The following is a 16,248-nucleotide window of genomic DNA, read 5'->3' as shown; positions in this document are numbered from 1 at the left end:
ACCCTCAGTTTGTGGTGCCGCCGGCGCGCAATTTGCCAATGGTGTTGGTGGTGCTTTTTCCGGCGACGAGATCGACCAGCACGACGCGTCCGCCGGCCTTCTGCACCACATCGGCGCCGACCACGGTGTCGACCGTGTAATCGGCGCCCTTGACCAGTATGTCGGGCAGCAGCGCTTCGATCAGCGCCAGGGGCGTATCTTCCTCGAACACCACGACCGCGTCGACCGAGGCAAGTGCTGCCAGCACACAGGCGCGGTCGTGCTGGTCGTTGACCGGCCGGCCGGCGCCCTTCAGTCGCCGCACCGAGGCATCGCTGTTGAGGCCGAGCACCAGCCGGTCGCACTGGCTGCGCGCCGCGTGCAGCAAGCTGACATGGCCGGCATGCAGGATGTCGAAGCAGCCATTGGTGAAGCCGACGCTCAGGCCTTCTTCCTTCCACGCCGCGACCATGCGCGCAGCCGACGTGGCATCGAGGATGGCGTCCTTGTGGACGGTCGGTCCATGCGAGCGAAACAGCGCGCCGGTGAGTTCCTCGACCGCCAGCCGCGCTGTACCGCGCTTGCCCACCACGACGCCACCGGCGGCATTGGCGATCGAAGCCGCCATGACCGTATCGGCGCCTACGGCCAGCGCCAGCGCGAAGCTCGCGATCACCGTGTCGCCGGCGCCCGAAACGTCGAACACTTCGCGCGCCTGGGTGGCGATGTGGCGCGCCTCATCTGGGCCGACCACGCTCATGCCCTTTTCACTACGCGTCGCCACGACAAAGTCGAAGCCGTGCGCCGAAATCAGCTCGCGTGCCGCAGCCACGATCTCGTCATCGGCGAACACCGCATGGCCGACGGCCTCGCCGAGTTCCTTGCGGTTGGGGGTGATGGCGGTTGCCCCGGCATAGCGCGCATAGTCGCGGCCCTTGGGATCGACCAGCACCGGCTTTCCCGCCTCGCGGCAGATGGCGATCAGGTCGCCGGCAACACCGTCGAGCAGGATACCCTTGCCGTAGTCGGACAGGATGACGATGTCGGCGCGCGACAGTGCGGTGCGGAAATGCCGGATCAGCCCAGCGCGCTCCGCGGCACCCAACGGCTTGATCTCCTCCTCGTCGAAGCGCAGCACCTGCTGGTTGAGCGCGCTGAAGCGGCTCTTTGACGAGGTCATGCGGCCGCGATCCTGCGACAGGCCAGCCGTGTCGACGCCAAGCTCGCCGAGCATCCGCACCAGGCTATCGCCCGCCACATCGGTGCCGATTACCGAGACGGGAACAGCGGTGGCGCCGAGCGAAACGATGTTGGCCACGACATTGCCGGCGCCACCCATCGTCGCGGTCTCGCCGCGCCCGTGTAGCACCGGGATCGGCGCTTCCGGCGAGATCCGCTCGATGACGCCGTTGACGAAACGGTCGAGGATGAAGTCGCCGACCACCAGCACGGTGGCCTGGCCGAACCGCGCAATGGCGCGGTGCAATGGTTCGGGAGAAGGCGGATTGTGCTTGATCATGTCACTGGCAACACAGGGAAAAGGCTGATTTCAATCTCACAAGTACTCATCGATCGACGGGCCGGATCGTTCATGGCCCAGATCGTTCATGACGAAAGCCGATATACCGCATATTCACGCAGCGCAACGGCAGGGCATGATCCCGGCGGCCTCCGGCGGTCAGCTCTTCTGCAAGGCGACATGGACACCGAGCCCAACCAGCACCGCCCCTCCGGCCCGCTGCATCAGCCGCTGTGCGCGGCTCGAACGCCGCAGGCGGCCGATCACGGCACCCGCCAGGAACACGCAGACGATATCGGCCGACGAGAACATCAGATTGACGATGGTACCCAACACGACGAACTGCAGCCAGACCGGAAACGCCGCCGAGGCGTCGATGAATTGCGGCAAGAACGCCATGAAGAAGATCGCTGTCTTCGGATTGAGCACCTCGACGGTGATGCTCTCGAAAAAGGCGCGCCGCGCTGATTTGCGCTCGATGGCAGGCAGCGCCGCATCGCCGTCCGCGCGCTTGCGAAACAGCGAGACGCCAAGCCAGATCAGATAGAGCGCGCCGACCAGCTTGACCGCCAGGTAGAGCGTCGGCACGGCATGAAACAGCACCGACAGCCCGGCAGCCGCTGCGAAAACATGCACGTAGCCGCCCAGATGAATGCCAAGTGCCGCCGTCAGGCCGGACCAGCGGCCGCGCGCCATCGTCTGCGCCGCGGCGTAGAGCATGGCCGGGCCGGGAATGTAGGCGAAGATCGCCGTGGTGGCGAAAAACGCCAGCAGCAGTTCAGTCGACGGCATTTTCTTTGTCCCTCACGATCGTGCCGGGCGGCACGAACCGAGTGAAGCGGCAGCTTTGCGGCGCCACTGTGACATCCGGTCTGCTGCCTGCTTTATCGACAGCCCACCCTGCCTCCCTTATAAGGGCCGGAATCGGCAAGTGAAACGCGTATCAGGGCCAACAACATGATCATCGTCACGGGCGGCGCCGGCATGATCGGCTCCAACATCGTCGCTGCGCTGAATGCCGAAGGGCATGACGACATCCTCGTCGTCGACGACCTTACCGACGGTCACAAGATCGCCAATCTTGCCGATCTCAAGATCGCCGACTATCTCGACAAGGACGATTTCCTGGACCGCATGGAGGCCGGCTCGCTCGGCCGCATCGAGGCCGTGTTCCACCAGGGCGCCTGCTCGACCACCACCGAGTGGAACGGCAAATTCATGATGGAGGTGAATTACGCCTTCTCGAAGCGGCTGCTGCATGCAAGCCAGGCACTGCGCGTGCCCTTCCTCTACGCTTCCTCGGCTTCCGTCTATGGCGGCGGCTCGGAGTTCCGCGAGGATCCCGCGCTCGAGTGGCCGCTCAACGTATACGCCTATTCCAAGAAGCTGTTCGACGACTACGTCAGGCGAACGGTGTTCGCCGGTCGCACTGGTTTCGATACCGACCATTCACAGGTCGTGGGCTTGCGTTACTTCAACGTCTATGGCCCGCGCGAAGCGCACAAGGGCGCCATGGCCTCGGTCGCCTTCCATCTGTTCAACCAGGTCGAGAGAGGCGAGAACCCGAAACTGTTCGGCGCCTATGACGGGTTCGGACCCGGCGAACAAAGCCGTGACTTCATCCATGTCGGCGATGTCGCCGACGTCAATCTGTGGCTGTGGAAACGGGGCTCAAGCGGCATCTTCAATTGCGGCACCGGGCGTGCCCAGCCCTTCCGCGCCATCGCCGAAACGGTGATCGACACGTTGGGGAAAGGGGAGATTGAATTCATCCCCTTTCCCGACCATCTCAAGGGCAGCTACCAGAGCTTTACGCAAGCTGATATGTCCCGTTTGCGCGCGGCCGGTTACAATGGCCAATTCCGGACAGTGGAAACCGGTGTCAGAGACTATGTCGAATGGCTGAAAGCCCAACGATCCTCGTGATCGGCCCACGCTGGGTGGGCGACATGGTGATGGCGCAGTGCCTGTTTTCGGCGCTGAAGGAGCTGCATCCCAACGCCGCCATCGATGTGCTGGCGCCGGCCTGGGCCGCGCCGCTGGTCAAGCGCATGCCCGAAATCCGCCAGCAGATCGACTTTCCGCTCAAACCCGGCGCGCTCGAATTCACCCATCGCCGCCGCTTCGGCCGCCTGCTGCGCGGCCGCTACGACATGGCCTTTATCCTGCCGGGCAGCTGGAAGTCGGCGCTGATCCCGTTCTTTGCCCGCATCCCGCGCCGTGTCGGCAATCTGCGCGAGATGCGCTATGGCCTGTTGACCGACATCGTGCCGCTGCCCGACAGCATCAAGCGACGCACCGCGCAGGCCTATTTCGGCCTTGCCCAGGGCGGCAGCTTCCGCGCGCCACGGCTTAGCGTGGACACGAAAAACCAGGTCGACCTGCTCGACCGTTTCGGGCTGGCGCCGCAGAAATTCGTGGCCCTGATGCCCGGCGCAGAATTCGGCCCGGCCAAACGCTGGCCCAGCGAAAGCTATGCCGGGCTTGCCCGCGATTTCATGGGCAAAGGCTTGAAGGTTGCGCTGTTCGGCTCGAAGAACGACCACGACGTGACGGCGGAGATCGCAGCCCTGGCCCCCGGCGTCGTCGATCTCGCCGGACAGACGCGGCTGGAGGACGCCATCGACCTGATATCCGCCGCAAGGCTGGCCGTGTCCAACGACAGCGGGCTGATGCATGTCGCGGCCGCCGTCGGCACGCCGATCGTCGCCGTCTACGGCTCGACCTCGCCGGAGAACACGCCCCCGCTGGCGGAACGCCGCGAGCTGGTCTGGCTCGGCCTGTCGTGCTCGCCTTGCCACCAGAAGGTCTGTCCGCTGGGCCACCTCAACTGCCTGAAGACGCTGCAAATCGGCCAGGTCGCGGCAGCGGCGGACCGGCTGCTGGACATCCCGGCCGCGGCATGAAGGTGCTGATCGTCAAGACGTCGTCGATGGGCGACGTCATCCACACCTTTCCGGCCATCGAGGATGCCCGTCGCCACCGCCCGGACCTGACCTTCGACTGGTGCGTCGAAGAGGCATTTGCCGATATCGTCGCGCTTCACCCGGCGATCGGCAGGATCCATACGGTGGCGATCCGGCGCTGGCGCAAGGCGCTGATCGATGGCGCCACCTGGCGCGAGGCGGCCGCCCTGCGCCGCACCTTGCGAGATTGCCGCTACGACCTGGTCATCGATGCGCAAGGCCTGCTGAAATCGGCTCTGGTTGCAAGACAGGCAGGCTCCCCCATTGCCGGCTTCGACCGTTCGAGCGTGCGCGAATCTTCTGCGACGCTGTTCTACGATGCCACTTATCCCGTGCCGCGCGACCTGCACGCCATCGAACGGACACGGCGGCTGTTCGGGCTGGCGCTCGGCTATCAGCCCGATCTTTCGACCCTGGATTCCGGCATCGTGCCGCCCGCCGGCACTCTGGCGGGTACTTCTGGAAAAACCGCCTTCCTGCTGCACGGCACCAGCCGCGAAGACAAGAAATGGCCGGTCAAAGACTGGATCGAAACCGCGCATCTCCTGATTGAGCGGGGCATGACGCCGGTCACCACATGGTCGAACGAGCGCGAGAAGGCCGTGGCCGAGGCGATCGCAGGCGCCGTGCCGTCAACGATCGTGGTGCCGAAATCGCCGCTGACCGATATCGCCGTGACTATCGGCGGCTCGACATTGGTGATCGGCGCCGACACCGGGCTGACCCATCTCGCCAGCGCCTTCGGCCTGCCGACGGTTGCGGTGTTCCTGGCAACCGAGCCCGGGTTGACGGGTCCACTCGGGTCCTATGCGTCGACGCTTTTGGCACCGCCGGGGGGGCGTGTGATGCCGGCGAAGGTGGTGGCGGAGGCAGAAAGGCTGCTGACGCTTAAAGTTGGCGCCAGCAGCGGTTGATTTATTCAATGAATTGAATTGGAAGGCTAGGGCAGCCTTCAGCTTAAAAGTCGCAGCCGCGCCCCCTCAAATTCCCTAAATGAACTGCACCTCGACGATCTCATACCCCCTGGCACCGCCAGGCGCATTGACCTCGATGGCGTCGCCGACTTCCTTGCCGATGAGCGCACGCGCGATCGGCGAGGAGATCGAGATGCGGCCGGACTTCACGTCCGCCTCCTGGTCGCCGACGATCCGGTAGGTCTTCTTTTCCTCGGTGTCCTCGTCGACCAGCACCACGGTGGCGCCGAACTTGATCTTGTCGCCGCTGAGCTTGCTGACGTCGATCACCTCGGCGCGCGCGATATAATCTTCAAGCTCGTTGACGCGGCCCTCGTTGAGGCTCTGCGCCTCCTTGGCGGCATGATATTCGGCATTTTCGGACAGGTCGCCATGCGAGCGCGCTTCGGAGATCGCCTCGATGATGCGCGGCCGCTCTTCCTGCTGGCGCCAGCGCAGTTCTTCCTTCAATGACGCGAACCCCTCGCCTGTCATCGGGACCTTGTTCATGATGCCTGCCTTTCCTGCTGCCACCCCCGCGTCGGGGAAAGCCTTGTCGATGGGTACAAAAAGAAAACGGGTCCGGCAGCCTCGGGCTAACGGAACCGTTTCACCGCAATTTCCCTGAATATAGCAACGTCAGCAGGTTTTTCACGCCCAAAAATCGGTTTTGCTAAAATCGTCCCCGTTTTCATCAGTCGGGAGCGTTGAATGAGACTGAGTGCAACAAAAAAAGTGGCCGCGATCGCTCGCGGCCGCTTGGAAGAGCCCGGGATCTTTTCAGCTTCTCATGAAATGGTCGATCTGCTCGGCCAGCATGCCATATTCACGCGAACCCTTGCCGGTCCGCTTCTCGATTTCCATCAACTGCTGCTGGGCGCCGGCCAGATCGCCGATCTGCAGATGCGCTTCGCCGAGATATTCGCGCACCAGCGTGTAGTTCGGATCGATGCGCAGCGCTTCCTCGTAATAGCCGAGGCCGACGGTGACGCGGCCGGAATGGCGATGCGAATAGCCGAGATAGTTGAGGATGCGCGGATCCTGCTTGTTGGCGGCGAGGCTGAGCACGGCAATCGCCTCGTCATAGCGCCCGGCCAGAGCCAACGCATGGCCAGCATCATAGATGCTGTCGTCGTCGAGCATGCCTTCCTGAGGTGCGACGCACTTTTTCTTTTTCTTGTCCCAGACTTCGCCCTTCTTGCACTGGGTGACGGTCTGGTCGCTGCCACCGCTACTGCCGGCGGCGAACACCGGAACGGCAAGGAACTGCAGCGCGACAAGGGCAGTCGCCGCCTGGATCAGCACTCTTTTATGCATCGAAACCTCCTGGAGGGGTGAGAATGCAACACTAACGTCGGTCGGCTCGCGTTTCATCCCGGAAAATTACGTGCGGGAGAACATCAGGTGACGGATGCCGCGAATCCGCTATCATCCGGCAAACGACCTGAGGGAGACGGCCCTTGCAGCGGCGGCTTGAAAAGGACTGGGAGCTTTCGATCGGGCCCGACACGGTGCGCCTGTTCATCCTCAAGGCCAAGGCGCTGAGTGCGGCCGTCAATGAAGACTATGCCGATGGCGCCGAGCACGAGGTCGAACTCGATGGCGAGTCCCATGTCAACCATCACCATGACGGCCTTGCCGAGGAAAGCTCCGAGAACCTGACCGAGGAAGAACTGCGCGAGTTGATCAACGACCTCAATGTCGATGAAGCAGCCGAGTTGATCGCGCTCGCCTGGGTTGGTCGCGGCGACTACGACGCCACCGAATGGGCGGACGCCCTGGCGGCTGCGCGCGAACGCGCCAACAAGCGCACCGCGAAATACCTGCTTGGCATGCCGCTGCTCGCCGACTGGCTGGAGGAAGGGCTGGAAGCGATCGGTGCGTAACGACGCGGTTACCGTTCGTGATGCGGCCAAGGCAACCACCTTGCGTCGGCGTCGTTGAGGGCGATGGGGTCGCTTGTCTTTTCCCGAACATTCAGGATCGCGTTCGTCATGGCCATCACGGCCTTGCTGATGATGCCGGCCGAGGCGAGACATCGCCATCGGCATCACGAGCCGTTGACGCCGAGGGTAGAGCAGCCGTTGACACCACGAGCCGAACAGCCCCTAAAACCGCGAGGCGGAAAGCGCCTGAAACCACGAAGACACCGGTCGGTGACGCCGAAGCAGGCACAGCAGAAAACGCTGCCCTTGCCTGCCGATGTTCCTGTGCCCGGACCCGGTATTTCGGGGTCCGGACCCGCCATTCCGGTGCCGGAACCACGCCCGGCGGACGCTGCGAACACCGCCGGCGCGCCCGAGCGTTCCAATGAAGAAAAATCCCGCCAGGAAAAGCAGGCACTTCCCGAGCCGTCGGCTTCCGAACCCTCAACCGGTACGGAAAGCGAACCGGAACCGCCCGCGGTCGCGCCAACACCGACGCAAAAACCCGACATCGCGGAGCCCGAAGCTCAGCCGCCTGCCGTCGCCCCGCAGCCACCGCAAAAGCCGGCCGATGCAGATGACAAGAAGATGCTGCCCGATCCGCGCTCGGCCGATCTCCCCGATGAAAAAATGCCGGCGGAGGAAGTCGCCTGCCGCGAACGGCTGAAGACGCTCGGCGTCGAATTCGAAGAACACAAGGCGGAAAGCCAGCTCGAAATCGGCTGTTCGATCCCCTATCCCATCGTGCTGAAGACCCTTGGAAAGTCCGTCGCCATCGGCCCCGCCACCGAACTCAACTGCAAAATGGCCGAGGCGACGGCGCGCTTTGCCGCCGATATCATTCAGCCGGCGGCGAAAGCCGAATTCGGTGCGGACCTGAAATCGATCGGCCAGGCATCGGCTTTTGTCTGCCGGCCACGCAACGGCACACGAAAACTGTCGGAACACGCGTTCGGCAACGCGCTCGACATCGCCAGCTTCACGCTGCCGGACGGCAGGAAGATCGAGGTCGGCCCGGCGCCGCCGGAGCAGGACGCTAAATTCCTCAATGCCGTGCGCAAGGCGGCCTGCGGACCCTTCAAGACGGTGCTCGGTCCGGGCGCCGATCCTGATCATTCCCTGCATTTCCATCTCGATCTCGAACCGCGCCGGCATGGCGGAACGTTCTGCCAGTGAGCGTGGCTGATCCAGGCCGCGTGCCGCAATTCGGCCGCAGGCGTGAACGCGGGCACTGAGTTTTTCTTTACCCTTGATCGTTAAAATGCCGGATATCCGCAAAAGGATTCCGCCAATGGCCGGCAAATTTCGCGCCGTCTTTCTCGCCACCGCGCGCCAGTCGAAACGCGCAACGATGGCGGCCGCCGGACTTACGCTGGCCGCTGTCTCCGCCTGCAACACCGGCAGCGTGCTATCGCTGCAGCCGGCCGTCGATGTCGGCTCCCAGACGGCAGCCGTGCCGCAATATGCCGGCATGCAGAAGCTCGTTCCCTCCAACCCCTATATGACGCAGGCCGCTTATCCGCGCATGGACGAGCCGATGTCGCCCGTCGAGCAGATGCCGGCCAGCGAAACCGACTGCCGTCAGCAATTGAAGCGCCTTGATGTCGCCTACACCGACCTGGCGCCGATCCATGAAGGCCAGTGCGGCATCGATTATCCGGTCAAGGTTTCGGCCATCGGCAACATCCAGATGAAACCCGCCGCGACCCTGACCTGCGACATGGCCGCTACCTTCGCCGGCTGGACGAAGAACGAGCTCGTTCCCTCCGCCCGCTGGCGTTATTTCTCAGGCGTCAAGACCATCCACCAGGGCTCCAGCTATTCCTGCCGCAACATCGCCGGCGAAGGCGTGCTGTCGGAGCACGGCAAGGGCAATGCGCTCGACGTCATGAGCATCGAGCTCAACAATGGCGACGACATCGACGTGCGCAAGCCCGGCCTGTTCGCCTTCCGCACCCGTGGCTTCCTCAACAATGTGCGCGCCGACGGCTGCCAGTATTTCACCACCGTGCTCGGCCCCGGCTACAATTACGACCACCGCAACCATTTCCATTTCGACATCAAGAACCGCAAGAACGGTCATCGCGCCTGCCGTTAGCTCGGGGCCGGGTATCCTTTGCCTGAATGCCATGACAACGCCTAATGTGACGCCGGAACATTTGAGCGGCGTTCATGAGCCAGCGAAGTTTTCGGCGACGCGTTGCAATCTGGGTGGCGACCTTGCTGGCCACCTATCTGGCGCTCGCCTATTTCGCCGCACCGGAATTCTGGACGTTTCACGATCGCGGTTTTCGCACGCGGCGCTTCGAGATGCTGACGCACACGCCGCAAGGCATTCCGGGCGACCCGATTAATGTCGGCCTTGTCGGTACGCGGAAGGAGGTGGTCCATGCCTTCGCCGTCGCCGGCTGGGACACCGCCGACGCCGTCACCCTGAAGACCGCGATCGAGATCGGGGAAAGCGTGCTGTTCGACCACCCTTATCCCGATGCGCCGGTCAGCAGGCTGCTGTTCGATGGCCGCGCCCAGGATCTCGCCTTCGAAAAGCCGGAGGGCCTCAGCGCCGACCGCCGGCATCATGTCCGCTTCTGGCAGACTGATGCAAGCGGCGACGATGGCCGGCCGCTGTGGCTGGGCTCGGCCAGCTTCGATCGCGGCGTCGGCCTCAGCCACGATACCGGCGCCGTCACCCACCATATCGGCCCCGACATCGACGCCGAGCGCGATTTCCTGATGCGCGACCTGGCCACCGCCGGCACGCTGATCTCGACCAGCGACATATCGGGTGTCGGCGCCACCAGTACCGGACGCAATGGCGGCGGCGATCCCTATTTCACGGACGGCGAGGCAATTGTCGGCGTGCTGAAGCAGATGCCATGACACATCGCAAAGGTCAGGTCGTGGTGATCACGATCTTGCCGAACGGTCCTTTCTCCAGATGCTGCAGGGCCTGCGGCACCTCGCCGAAGCCAAAGACCTTGTCGATGACCGGCTTGATCGCCAGCGCCTCGATCGCCTGGTTCATACGCTCGAAGGCGCGGCGATGGCCGACCGACAAGCCCTGCACGGTGATGCGGTTGCGCATGAAGGGCATGATAGGGAAGCTGAGTTCCATCGCGCCCAGCAGGCCGATGATCGACAGCCGGCCGTCGGCGGCCAGCGCGTTCAGCGATCGCCGTGCATTGTCGCCGCCGACCATTTCCAGAACGTGGTTCACGCCCAGCCCATTCGTCAGCTCACGCGCGGCCTCGTCCCAGGCCGGTTGCGTGCGGTAGTTGATCCCTTGCCAGGCGCCAAGCTTTCTCGCCCGCTCAAGCTTTTCATCGCTGCTTGAGGTGACGATGGCGCGCAGCCCGAACGCGGTGGCGAACTGCAGCGCAAACAGCGACACGCCGCCGGTGCCCTGGATCAGAATGGTCTGGCCCGGCACCGGTCTGGTCGCTTCGGCCATGGCGAACCAGGCCGTCAGCGCCGCGATCGGCAATGTCGCGGCCTCGACATCGCCGAGCGACTGCGGCGCCAGCACCGCGGCGTCCTCCCCGAAGATGACATGATCGGAAAGCATGCCCGACAGCGACGACCCCAGCGTGTGCTTATGCAGCACCGGCGGCGCGTCGCCATCCGGCCAATCGGCGATCACCTGGCCGAGCACGCGCTGCCCGACCTGAAAGCGGCTGACCGCACTGCCGACGGCCACCACTTCACCCACGGCATCGGATGTCGGCACGAAGGGAAAGGCAAGGTCGGGGATCAGCACGCCGTCTACGATCATCTTGTCCTTGTAGTTGAGCGATACGGCCTTGGTCCGCACCAGCAGATCGTGCGGCCCTGGCTCGGGGACCTTGCCCTCCACCTGGCTTAGCCTCGACAGGCCAAAACCGCTCATCTGCCAGGATCTGTTGATTTGGGTGCTCATGTCGTCTCGCGCTCCGGGAGTGATACCAAGCGAGACATTCATGCCTTTCGACTATAGAAAATAGTGCTTCTGTGCGGTATAATTTGAGACTTATTGCGGACTAGAAGTCGACAATAGGAAATCACCATGAAAACGGCCGACCTGCAAGGCATCGTCGCGTTTGTTCAGGCGGTGGAGGCCGGCAGCTTCACCAGCGCCGGCGAGCGGCTGCATGTGACGAAGTCGGCGATCGGCAAATCGATCGCGCAACTGGAGCAGAGGCTCAGCGTTCGCTTGCTGAACCGCACCACCCGCAGTCTCAGCCCGACCAGCGAAGGCGTCAGCTACTATGAAGCCTGCATCCGGGCCCTGGCCGAGATCGAAGCCGCACAGTCGCTGCTCGCCTCGCGCCGGCAGGTCCCGTCTGGCCGGCTTCGGATCGACGTGCCGCTGGCCTTCGGCCGACGCTGCGTCGCCCCCGTGCTGTTCGAGATTTCGAGGAAATTTCCGGACCTGACGGTGGAAGTCTCCTTCAATGACCGCCGCGTCGACCTGATCGAGGAGGGCATCGACCTGGCGATCCGCATGGGCGAACTCGACGACAGCCTGTCGCTTGCGGCCAGGCGCCTCTACGCCCAGCGCTCGGCCATGTGCGCTGCTCCCGACTATCTCGACAGGCATGGCCGGCCGCAATCGGTCGAGGATCTCGCGGGTCACAGCGTCGTTGGCTACGGTCGCGAGGGCATCGTCCGTCCCTGGGTGATCAGGCATTCCGACGGCCATCTCGCAACCTTCGTGCCCAAGGCGCGGCTCGTTCTCGGGCACGGCGAACCGATGCTGGATGCAGCGCTCGCCGGCTGCGGCATCGCCTTCCTGCCGACATGGCTGGCCGCCGACAGCCTCAAAAGCGGCGATCTCGAAATGGTGCTGTCGGACTGCCTAGTCGAAAACATCGTCGTGCATGCCGTCTGGCCGGTGACGCGCGCGCTCACGCCAAAGGTGCGGGTTGTCGTCGACGCCCTCGTCCTACATTTTTCGGCGCCGCCCTGGGATGCCGGGTGACCGAAACACCGGTCATTTGTCAAAAATCACGCCGGACTATTTTCGAAGACCGCGCCGCAATGCTATTGACCGCTCATGTTATACGTCGAAATCGCTATCGTGGTCGTCCTCATCTGTGTGAACGGCCTTCTGTCGATGTCCGAACTTGCCATCGTCTCGTCGCGACCGGCCCGGCTGAAAGCGATGATCGATCGCGGCATCAATGGCGCCGGCCGCGCGCTCGAGCTTGGTTCAAATCCCGGCAAGTTCCTCTCCTCCGTGCAGATCGGCATCACCCTGGTCGGCGTCCTCTCCGGCGCCTTTTCCGGCGCCACGCTCGGCGAGCGGCTGGCGCAGTTCCTCGCCTCCACCGGCATCCGTGAGACCGTTGCCGATCCGCTCGGCGTCGGCATCGTCGTCGCCATCATCACCTATTTCTCGCTGATCGTCGGCGAGCTGGTGCCCAAGCAGATCGCGTTGCGTGACCCCGAACGGGTCGCCGCCAGGGTCGCTCCGGCAATGACCATCCTCGCCACGGTCTCGGCGCCGCTGGTCTTCCTGCTCGACTTCTCCGGCCGCGCCATATTGTGGCTGCTCGGCCAGCGCGGCGAAAGCGAGGAGAAGGTCACCGACGAGGAGATCAAGATGCTGGTCGCCGAGGCCGAGCATCACGGCACCATCGAATCCGACGAGCGGCGCATGATCGCCGGCGTCATGCGGCTTGGCGACCGCGCCGTGCGCGCGGTGATGACGCCGCGCACCGAAGTAGACTGGATCAATCTGCAATCCGACGAGGCGGCCATCCGCAAGCTGCTCATGGAAACCCAGCATTCGCGCCTGCCGGCAGGCGACGGCGGCGTCGATGTCATGGTCGGCGTCGTCCAGACGCGTGACGTGCTGGCCGCATTGCTTGCCGGCCGCGTGCTCGACCCGCGCAGGCATGTGCGCGCAGCCCCCATCGTCTACGACCAGGCCGACGCGCTGGATGTGCTGCAGAAGCTAAAGGATTCCGACGTGCCGATGGCGCTGGTGCATGACGAATACGGCCATTTCGAAGGCATCGTCACCCCGGCCGACATTCTGGAAGCCATCACCGGCGTGTTCCGCGCGGACACCGACGCCGGCGATGAGGAAAACGCGGTCAAGCGCGAGGACGGCTCGTGGCTGCTCGCCGGCTACATGCAGGCCGACGAGATGGCCGACATTCTCGGCTTCGACCTGCCGGAAAACCGCGATTACGAAACCGTCGCCGGTTATGTGCTGTCGCACATGCATCATCTGCCGGCGACTGGCGAATGCGTCGACGCGCAGGGCTGGCGCTTCGAGGTGGTCGATCTCGACGGCCGCCGCATCGACAAGCTGATCGCCACCCGCCTGGCCGGCGCCCATCGTGAGGCGGTGCGCTGACGGTCGACGCCATTTGCGGCATTGCGCTATCGTTCCCAGAAGGACTTGGCGATCTCTCCCTCGACCTGCTCTATCGTCAGGCCGATATCGTCGATCAGATGCGGATTGTCCTTCGACATTTGCCTGAGTTGCCAGCGAAAGCGTATCCGCTCGCGCCAGGTCCGATCGTGCCGGCTCGCGATGATGCTTCGCAGGGTCTTCAGGAGCCGGCGCGATGCCGGCCGCACGGGCGTTCCCGGCCGCGCTGCACAAGTGAGGGTATTGGTCATGGCAACCTCCATATGGTTTGAGGGCCTAGGGCTCTCTATGAGGTTGAATTCTGCAGGATACGGACGGCGCCGTAATTAAGCCCTCCCAAATAGTTCTCAAAACTTCCAAACGAGCTATAGATGCGCCTATGCAGGGATCGCGTTTTGCCTTTGGTCCGTTCGTGCTTGATCCGGGTGCGGGAACGCTGCTTCGGAACGATGTCCCCGTTGCCATTGGCTATCGCGGGCTGAGCCTGCTTGCGGCACTCGTCGGGCGGCCCGGCGAAATCTTGGGGAAGGCCGAGCTGATGGACGCGGCGTGGCCGGGCACGGCCGTCGAGGAAGGCAATCTCACCGTCCAGATCGCGCAGTTGCGCAAGCTGCTTGGTCCTGTCGGCGAGAACGGCGAATGGATATCCACGGTTCCGCGCGTCGGCTACCGTTTCACCGGGGCCGTCGAACATCTCGGCCAGGCCAAGCGAAAACTATTGCCGCTGCCCGACAAACCATCGATAGCCGTGCTGCCCTTCGTCAATTTCAGCAACGATCCCGAGCAGGATTCCTTCGTGGATGGGTTGACGGAAGACCTGATCACCGACCTGTCCAGGATATCCGGCCTGTTCGTCATCGCCCGCAACTCGACCTTTGCCTACAAGGGAAAAGCGATGGACGTGCGCGAGATCGCCGGGGATCTTGGCGTGCGCTACCTGTTGGAAGGCAGTGCAAGACGCGCCGCGGGGCGCGTGCGCATCAACGCACAGCTGGTCGATGCGGTGAGCGGCGAACATCTATGGGCGGAGCGTTTCGATCGCGGCCTGGAGGATATCTTTGCCGTTCAGGACGAAGTGACGGCCAAGATCGTGGAAGCGCTGCTTGGCCGGCTGCGCGCGCCGCCGCCGCGCAATCGGCCCAGGAATCTCGAGGCCTATGATCTCTGCGTGCGGGCTCGCAAGCTGATCGACGATTCGCCGCAGACGGCCCGCGAAGCGCATCTGATGCTGACGCGCGCGGTAGCGCTCGATCCGGAATACGCCGAGGCCTATCGCTGGCTTGCCATGAACCACTGGATGGGGTGGGTGCATTGGGGCGAACCCATCGAGCCAAACCGCAGCGTAGCTTTGGAGCTGGCGCGCAAGGCCGTGGCGATCGATCCCAACGATGCCGGCTGCCACTGGGTTCTTGCCAACCTGCTCGCCTATGAACGCCGCTTCGCCGAGGCGGACGCGGAATTCGCCAAGGCTTTCGAACTCGACCCGAACGAGGCCGACGCCTGGGCAACCTTGTCCGACATCGCGGTCCTGGCCGGACGGGTCGAAGAAGGCCTCGAGCATATCCGCAAGGCATTCCGGCTGAACCCGTTTCCCGCAAGCTGGTATTATCTGACGCTCGGCGCGGCGCAATACGCGGCGCGCGAATACGAGGCCGCCGTGGAGACACTGCGCCGGGACGAGACCTATCGCACAAGCTCACGCCGGTTCCTGGCGGCAAGCCTGGCCCAACTCGGCCGGCTCGACGAGGCGCGCGCCGAGGTCGAAATGTTCCTCATCAGCAACCCGCATTTCACGACCCGCCATTGGGTGATGACCGAGCCATTCCGCGACGCGACCATAGAGGAGCATTTCGTCGATGGTTTTCGCAAGGCCGGTCTTCCCGAGTGACGCGCCGGCATCCAGCCTGCCCACAGCTAACCCAAGTCTAGACGTCGGTATGATGTCGGTGGCGCGAGACCTTTTCGCGGTTGCCGCAGGTGCGCATGCTGCACCAGCGCCGCTTCCCGCCTCGCGACGTATCGAGGAAAAGCCAGCCACAGCGAGGGCAGGAATGCAGCCTATCGCGCGGCAGGGTGAAGAACGCTTCGATGGACAGCATGGCCAGCAACGCGGTGACGGCCTCCGGATCCCGCCACCGGGCAAGGGCAAGCTCCGGCCTGGTGCGATCCAGCTCGATAGACCCGGCGGCAAGCGAGCTTGCCGTGCGCGAGAACAACACGCCGAGCGGTTCGATCGCAGACGGTTTGCCCGCGGCGATGGGCTCGAAAACCTGAAATGACGCCTCCCGCATTTCGCGGACCCATTCCACGAACCGCCTATCCGCTATCTCGGCGACGGCCTGCGCCTGGCGATCGTCGGCAAGCCCTGAGGCGCTGAACCAGTTCGCAACATCCCGGACGGACTTGAATAGTTCATTGTCAGTTGCCGGCGCCCGCCGGTCGAACACGGCGTTCGACAGGTCCAAAGCGGGATGCCCGCCTATGAAGTGATCCGGCACCCATTCGGTGTATGCATCGCCCATGGAACATAACCTCATTAGCCGGA

At 63.8% G+C, this 16,248-nt stretch carries 17 protein-coding genes; 10 read left to right on the top strand and 7 right to left on the bottom strand.

Annotation, left to right across the window (positions count from 1 at the left end; all coding sequences use genetic code 11):
- Nucleotides 1–4: 4 nt before the first annotated feature.
- Complete coding sequence (rfaE1, locus tag LB558_RS29800) at nt 5–1,498, bottom strand: D-glycero-beta-D-manno-heptose-7-phosphate kinase (RefSeq protein WP_224700767.1); 1,494 nt, start codon at nt 1,496–1,498, stop codon at nt 5–7.
- Between the two features lie 159 nt (nt 1,499–1,657).
- Entirely contained in the window at nt 1,658–2,290 is a 633-nt protein-coding gene (locus tag LB558_RS29795; protein WP_224700766.1) for a LysE family translocator, read from the bottom strand.
- A gap of 165 nt (nt 2,291–2,455) precedes the next feature.
- Here LB558_RS29795 and rfaD point away from each other — a divergent pair, with 165 nt between their 5' ends.
- Genes rfaD through waaC form a run of 3 tightly spaced genes read left to right on the top strand, consistent with a single transcriptional unit; the run spans nt 2,456 to nt 5,378 of the window.
- The gene (rfaD, locus tag LB558_RS29790) at nt 2,456–3,424 is read left to right on the top strand and encodes an ADP-glyceromanno-heptose 6-epimerase (RefSeq protein WP_224700765.1); all 969 of its coding nucleotides are present in this window, start codon (nt 2,456–2,458) and stop codon (nt 3,422–3,424) included.
- On the top strand, nt 3,397–4,404 hold the full coding sequence (waaF, locus tag LB558_RS29785) for a lipopolysaccharide heptosyltransferase II (RefSeq protein ID WP_224700764.1): 1,008 nt from the start codon (nt 3,397–3,399) through the stop codon (nt 4,402–4,404). The genes rfaD and waaF overlap by 28 nt, the downstream gene beginning before the upstream one ends.
- Nucleotides 4,401–5,378 carry a lipopolysaccharide heptosyltransferase I gene (gene waaC, locus LB558_RS29780; RefSeq protein WP_224700763.1) on the top strand — a complete coding sequence of 326 codons (978 nt, stop codon included), beginning with the start codon at nt 4,401–4,403 and terminating at the stop codon, nt 5,376–5,378. The genes waaF and waaC overlap by 4 nt, the downstream gene beginning before the upstream one ends.
- Before the next feature lie 75 nt (nt 5,379–5,453).
- Here the strand turns inward: waaC and greA are convergent, their stop codons facing one another.
- Together greA and LB558_RS29770 are read right to left on the bottom strand one after the other, a co-directional pair.
- Nucleotides 5,454–5,927 (bottom strand): transcription elongation factor GreA, encoded by a 474-nt coding sequence (gene greA, locus LB558_RS29775; RefSeq protein ID WP_127260942.1) that lies wholly within the window; start codon nt 5,925–5,927, stop codon nt 5,454–5,456.
- A gap of 270 nt (nt 5,928–6,197) precedes the next feature.
- Nucleotides 6,198–6,734 carry a tetratricopeptide repeat protein gene (locus LB558_RS29770; RefSeq protein ID WP_224700762.1) on the bottom strand — a complete coding sequence of 179 codons (537 nt, stop codon included), beginning with the start codon at nt 6,732–6,734 and terminating at the stop codon, nt 6,198–6,200.
- A 143-nt stretch (nt 6,735–6,877) separates the two neighbouring features.
- Between LB558_RS29770 and LB558_RS29765 the strand changes: the two genes are divergently transcribed.
- From LB558_RS29765 to LB558_RS29750, 4 genes are all read left to right on the top strand, one after another.
- Nucleotides 6,878–7,303, top strand: coding sequence for a DUF3775 domain-containing protein (locus tag LB558_RS29765; protein WP_013530064.1), 426 nt, complete (start codon nt 6,878–6,880; stop codon nt 7,301–7,303).
- A 132-nt stretch (nt 7,304–7,435) separates the two neighbouring features.
- The gene (locus LB558_RS29760; protein WP_224700799.1) at nt 7,436–8,518 is read left to right on the top strand and encodes an extensin family protein; all 1,083 of its coding nucleotides are present in this window, start codon (nt 7,436–7,438) and stop codon (nt 8,516–8,518) included.
- A 115-nt stretch (nt 8,519–8,633) separates the two neighbouring features.
- On the top strand, nt 8,634–9,440 hold the full coding sequence (locus tag LB558_RS29755) for an extensin family protein (protein ID WP_224700761.1): 807 nt from the start codon (nt 8,634–8,636) through the stop codon (nt 9,438–9,440).
- Between the two features lie 74 nt (nt 9,441–9,514).
- Nucleotides 9,515–10,222, top strand: coding sequence for an LssY C-terminal domain-containing protein (locus LB558_RS29750; RefSeq protein ID WP_224700760.1), 708 nt, complete (start codon nt 9,515–9,517; stop codon nt 10,220–10,222).
- Between the two features lie 13 nt (nt 10,223–10,235).
- Here the strand turns inward: LB558_RS29750 and LB558_RS29745 are convergent, their stop codons facing one another.
- Nucleotides 10,236–11,258, bottom strand: coding sequence for a zinc-dependent alcohol dehydrogenase family protein (locus LB558_RS29745; RefSeq protein WP_224700759.1), 1,023 nt, complete (start codon nt 11,256–11,258; stop codon nt 10,236–10,238).
- A gap of 126 nt (nt 11,259–11,384) precedes the next feature.
- On the opposite strand from LB558_RS29745, the gene LB558_RS29740 reads away from it, so the two are divergent.
- Together LB558_RS29740 and LB558_RS29735 are read left to right on the top strand one after the other, a co-directional pair.
- A complete protein-coding gene (locus LB558_RS29740) occupies nt 11,385–12,299 on the top strand; it encodes a LysR family transcriptional regulator (RefSeq protein ID WP_224700758.1) in 915 nt (304 codons plus the stop codon).
- A gap of 75 nt (nt 12,300–12,374) precedes the next feature.
- Nucleotides 12,375–13,685 carry a hemolysin family protein gene (locus LB558_RS29735; protein ID WP_224700757.1) on the top strand — a complete coding sequence of 437 codons (1,311 nt, stop codon included), beginning with the start codon at nt 12,375–12,377 and terminating at the stop codon, nt 13,683–13,685.
- Between the two features lie 26 nt (nt 13,686–13,711).
- Here the strand turns inward: LB558_RS29735 and LB558_RS29730 are convergent, their stop codons facing one another.
- On the bottom strand, nt 13,712–13,954 hold the full coding sequence (locus LB558_RS29730; protein ID WP_224700756.1) for a DUF1127 domain-containing protein: 243 nt from the start codon (nt 13,952–13,954) through the stop codon (nt 13,712–13,714).
- A 128-nt stretch (nt 13,955–14,082) separates the two neighbouring features.
- On the opposite strand from LB558_RS29730, the gene LB558_RS29725 reads away from it, so the two are divergent.
- On the top strand, nt 14,083–15,591 hold the full coding sequence (locus tag LB558_RS29725; protein ID WP_224700755.1) for a winged helix-turn-helix domain-containing tetratricopeptide repeat protein: 1,509 nt from the start codon (nt 14,083–14,085) through the stop codon (nt 15,589–15,591).
- Between the two features lie 37 nt (nt 15,592–15,628).
- On the opposite strand, the gene LB558_RS29720 is transcribed toward LB558_RS29725, so the two are convergent.
- Nucleotides 15,629–16,225: a CGNR zinc finger domain-containing protein gene (locus LB558_RS29720; protein ID WP_224700754.1), complete on the bottom strand. Its 597-nt coding sequence runs from the start codon at nt 16,223–16,225 to the stop codon at nt 15,629–15,631.
- Nucleotides 16,226–16,248: the final 23 nt, after the last annotated feature.

The organism is Mesorhizobium sp. CO1-1-8 (assembly GCF_020164875.1).
In the GTDB taxonomy this organism is placed as follows: domain Bacteria; phylum Pseudomonadota; class Alphaproteobacteria; order Rhizobiales; family Rhizobiaceae; genus Mesorhizobium.
The sequence above is the reverse complement of the archived record's forward strand: the minus strand, read 5'-3'. Positions and strand labels throughout refer to the sequence as shown.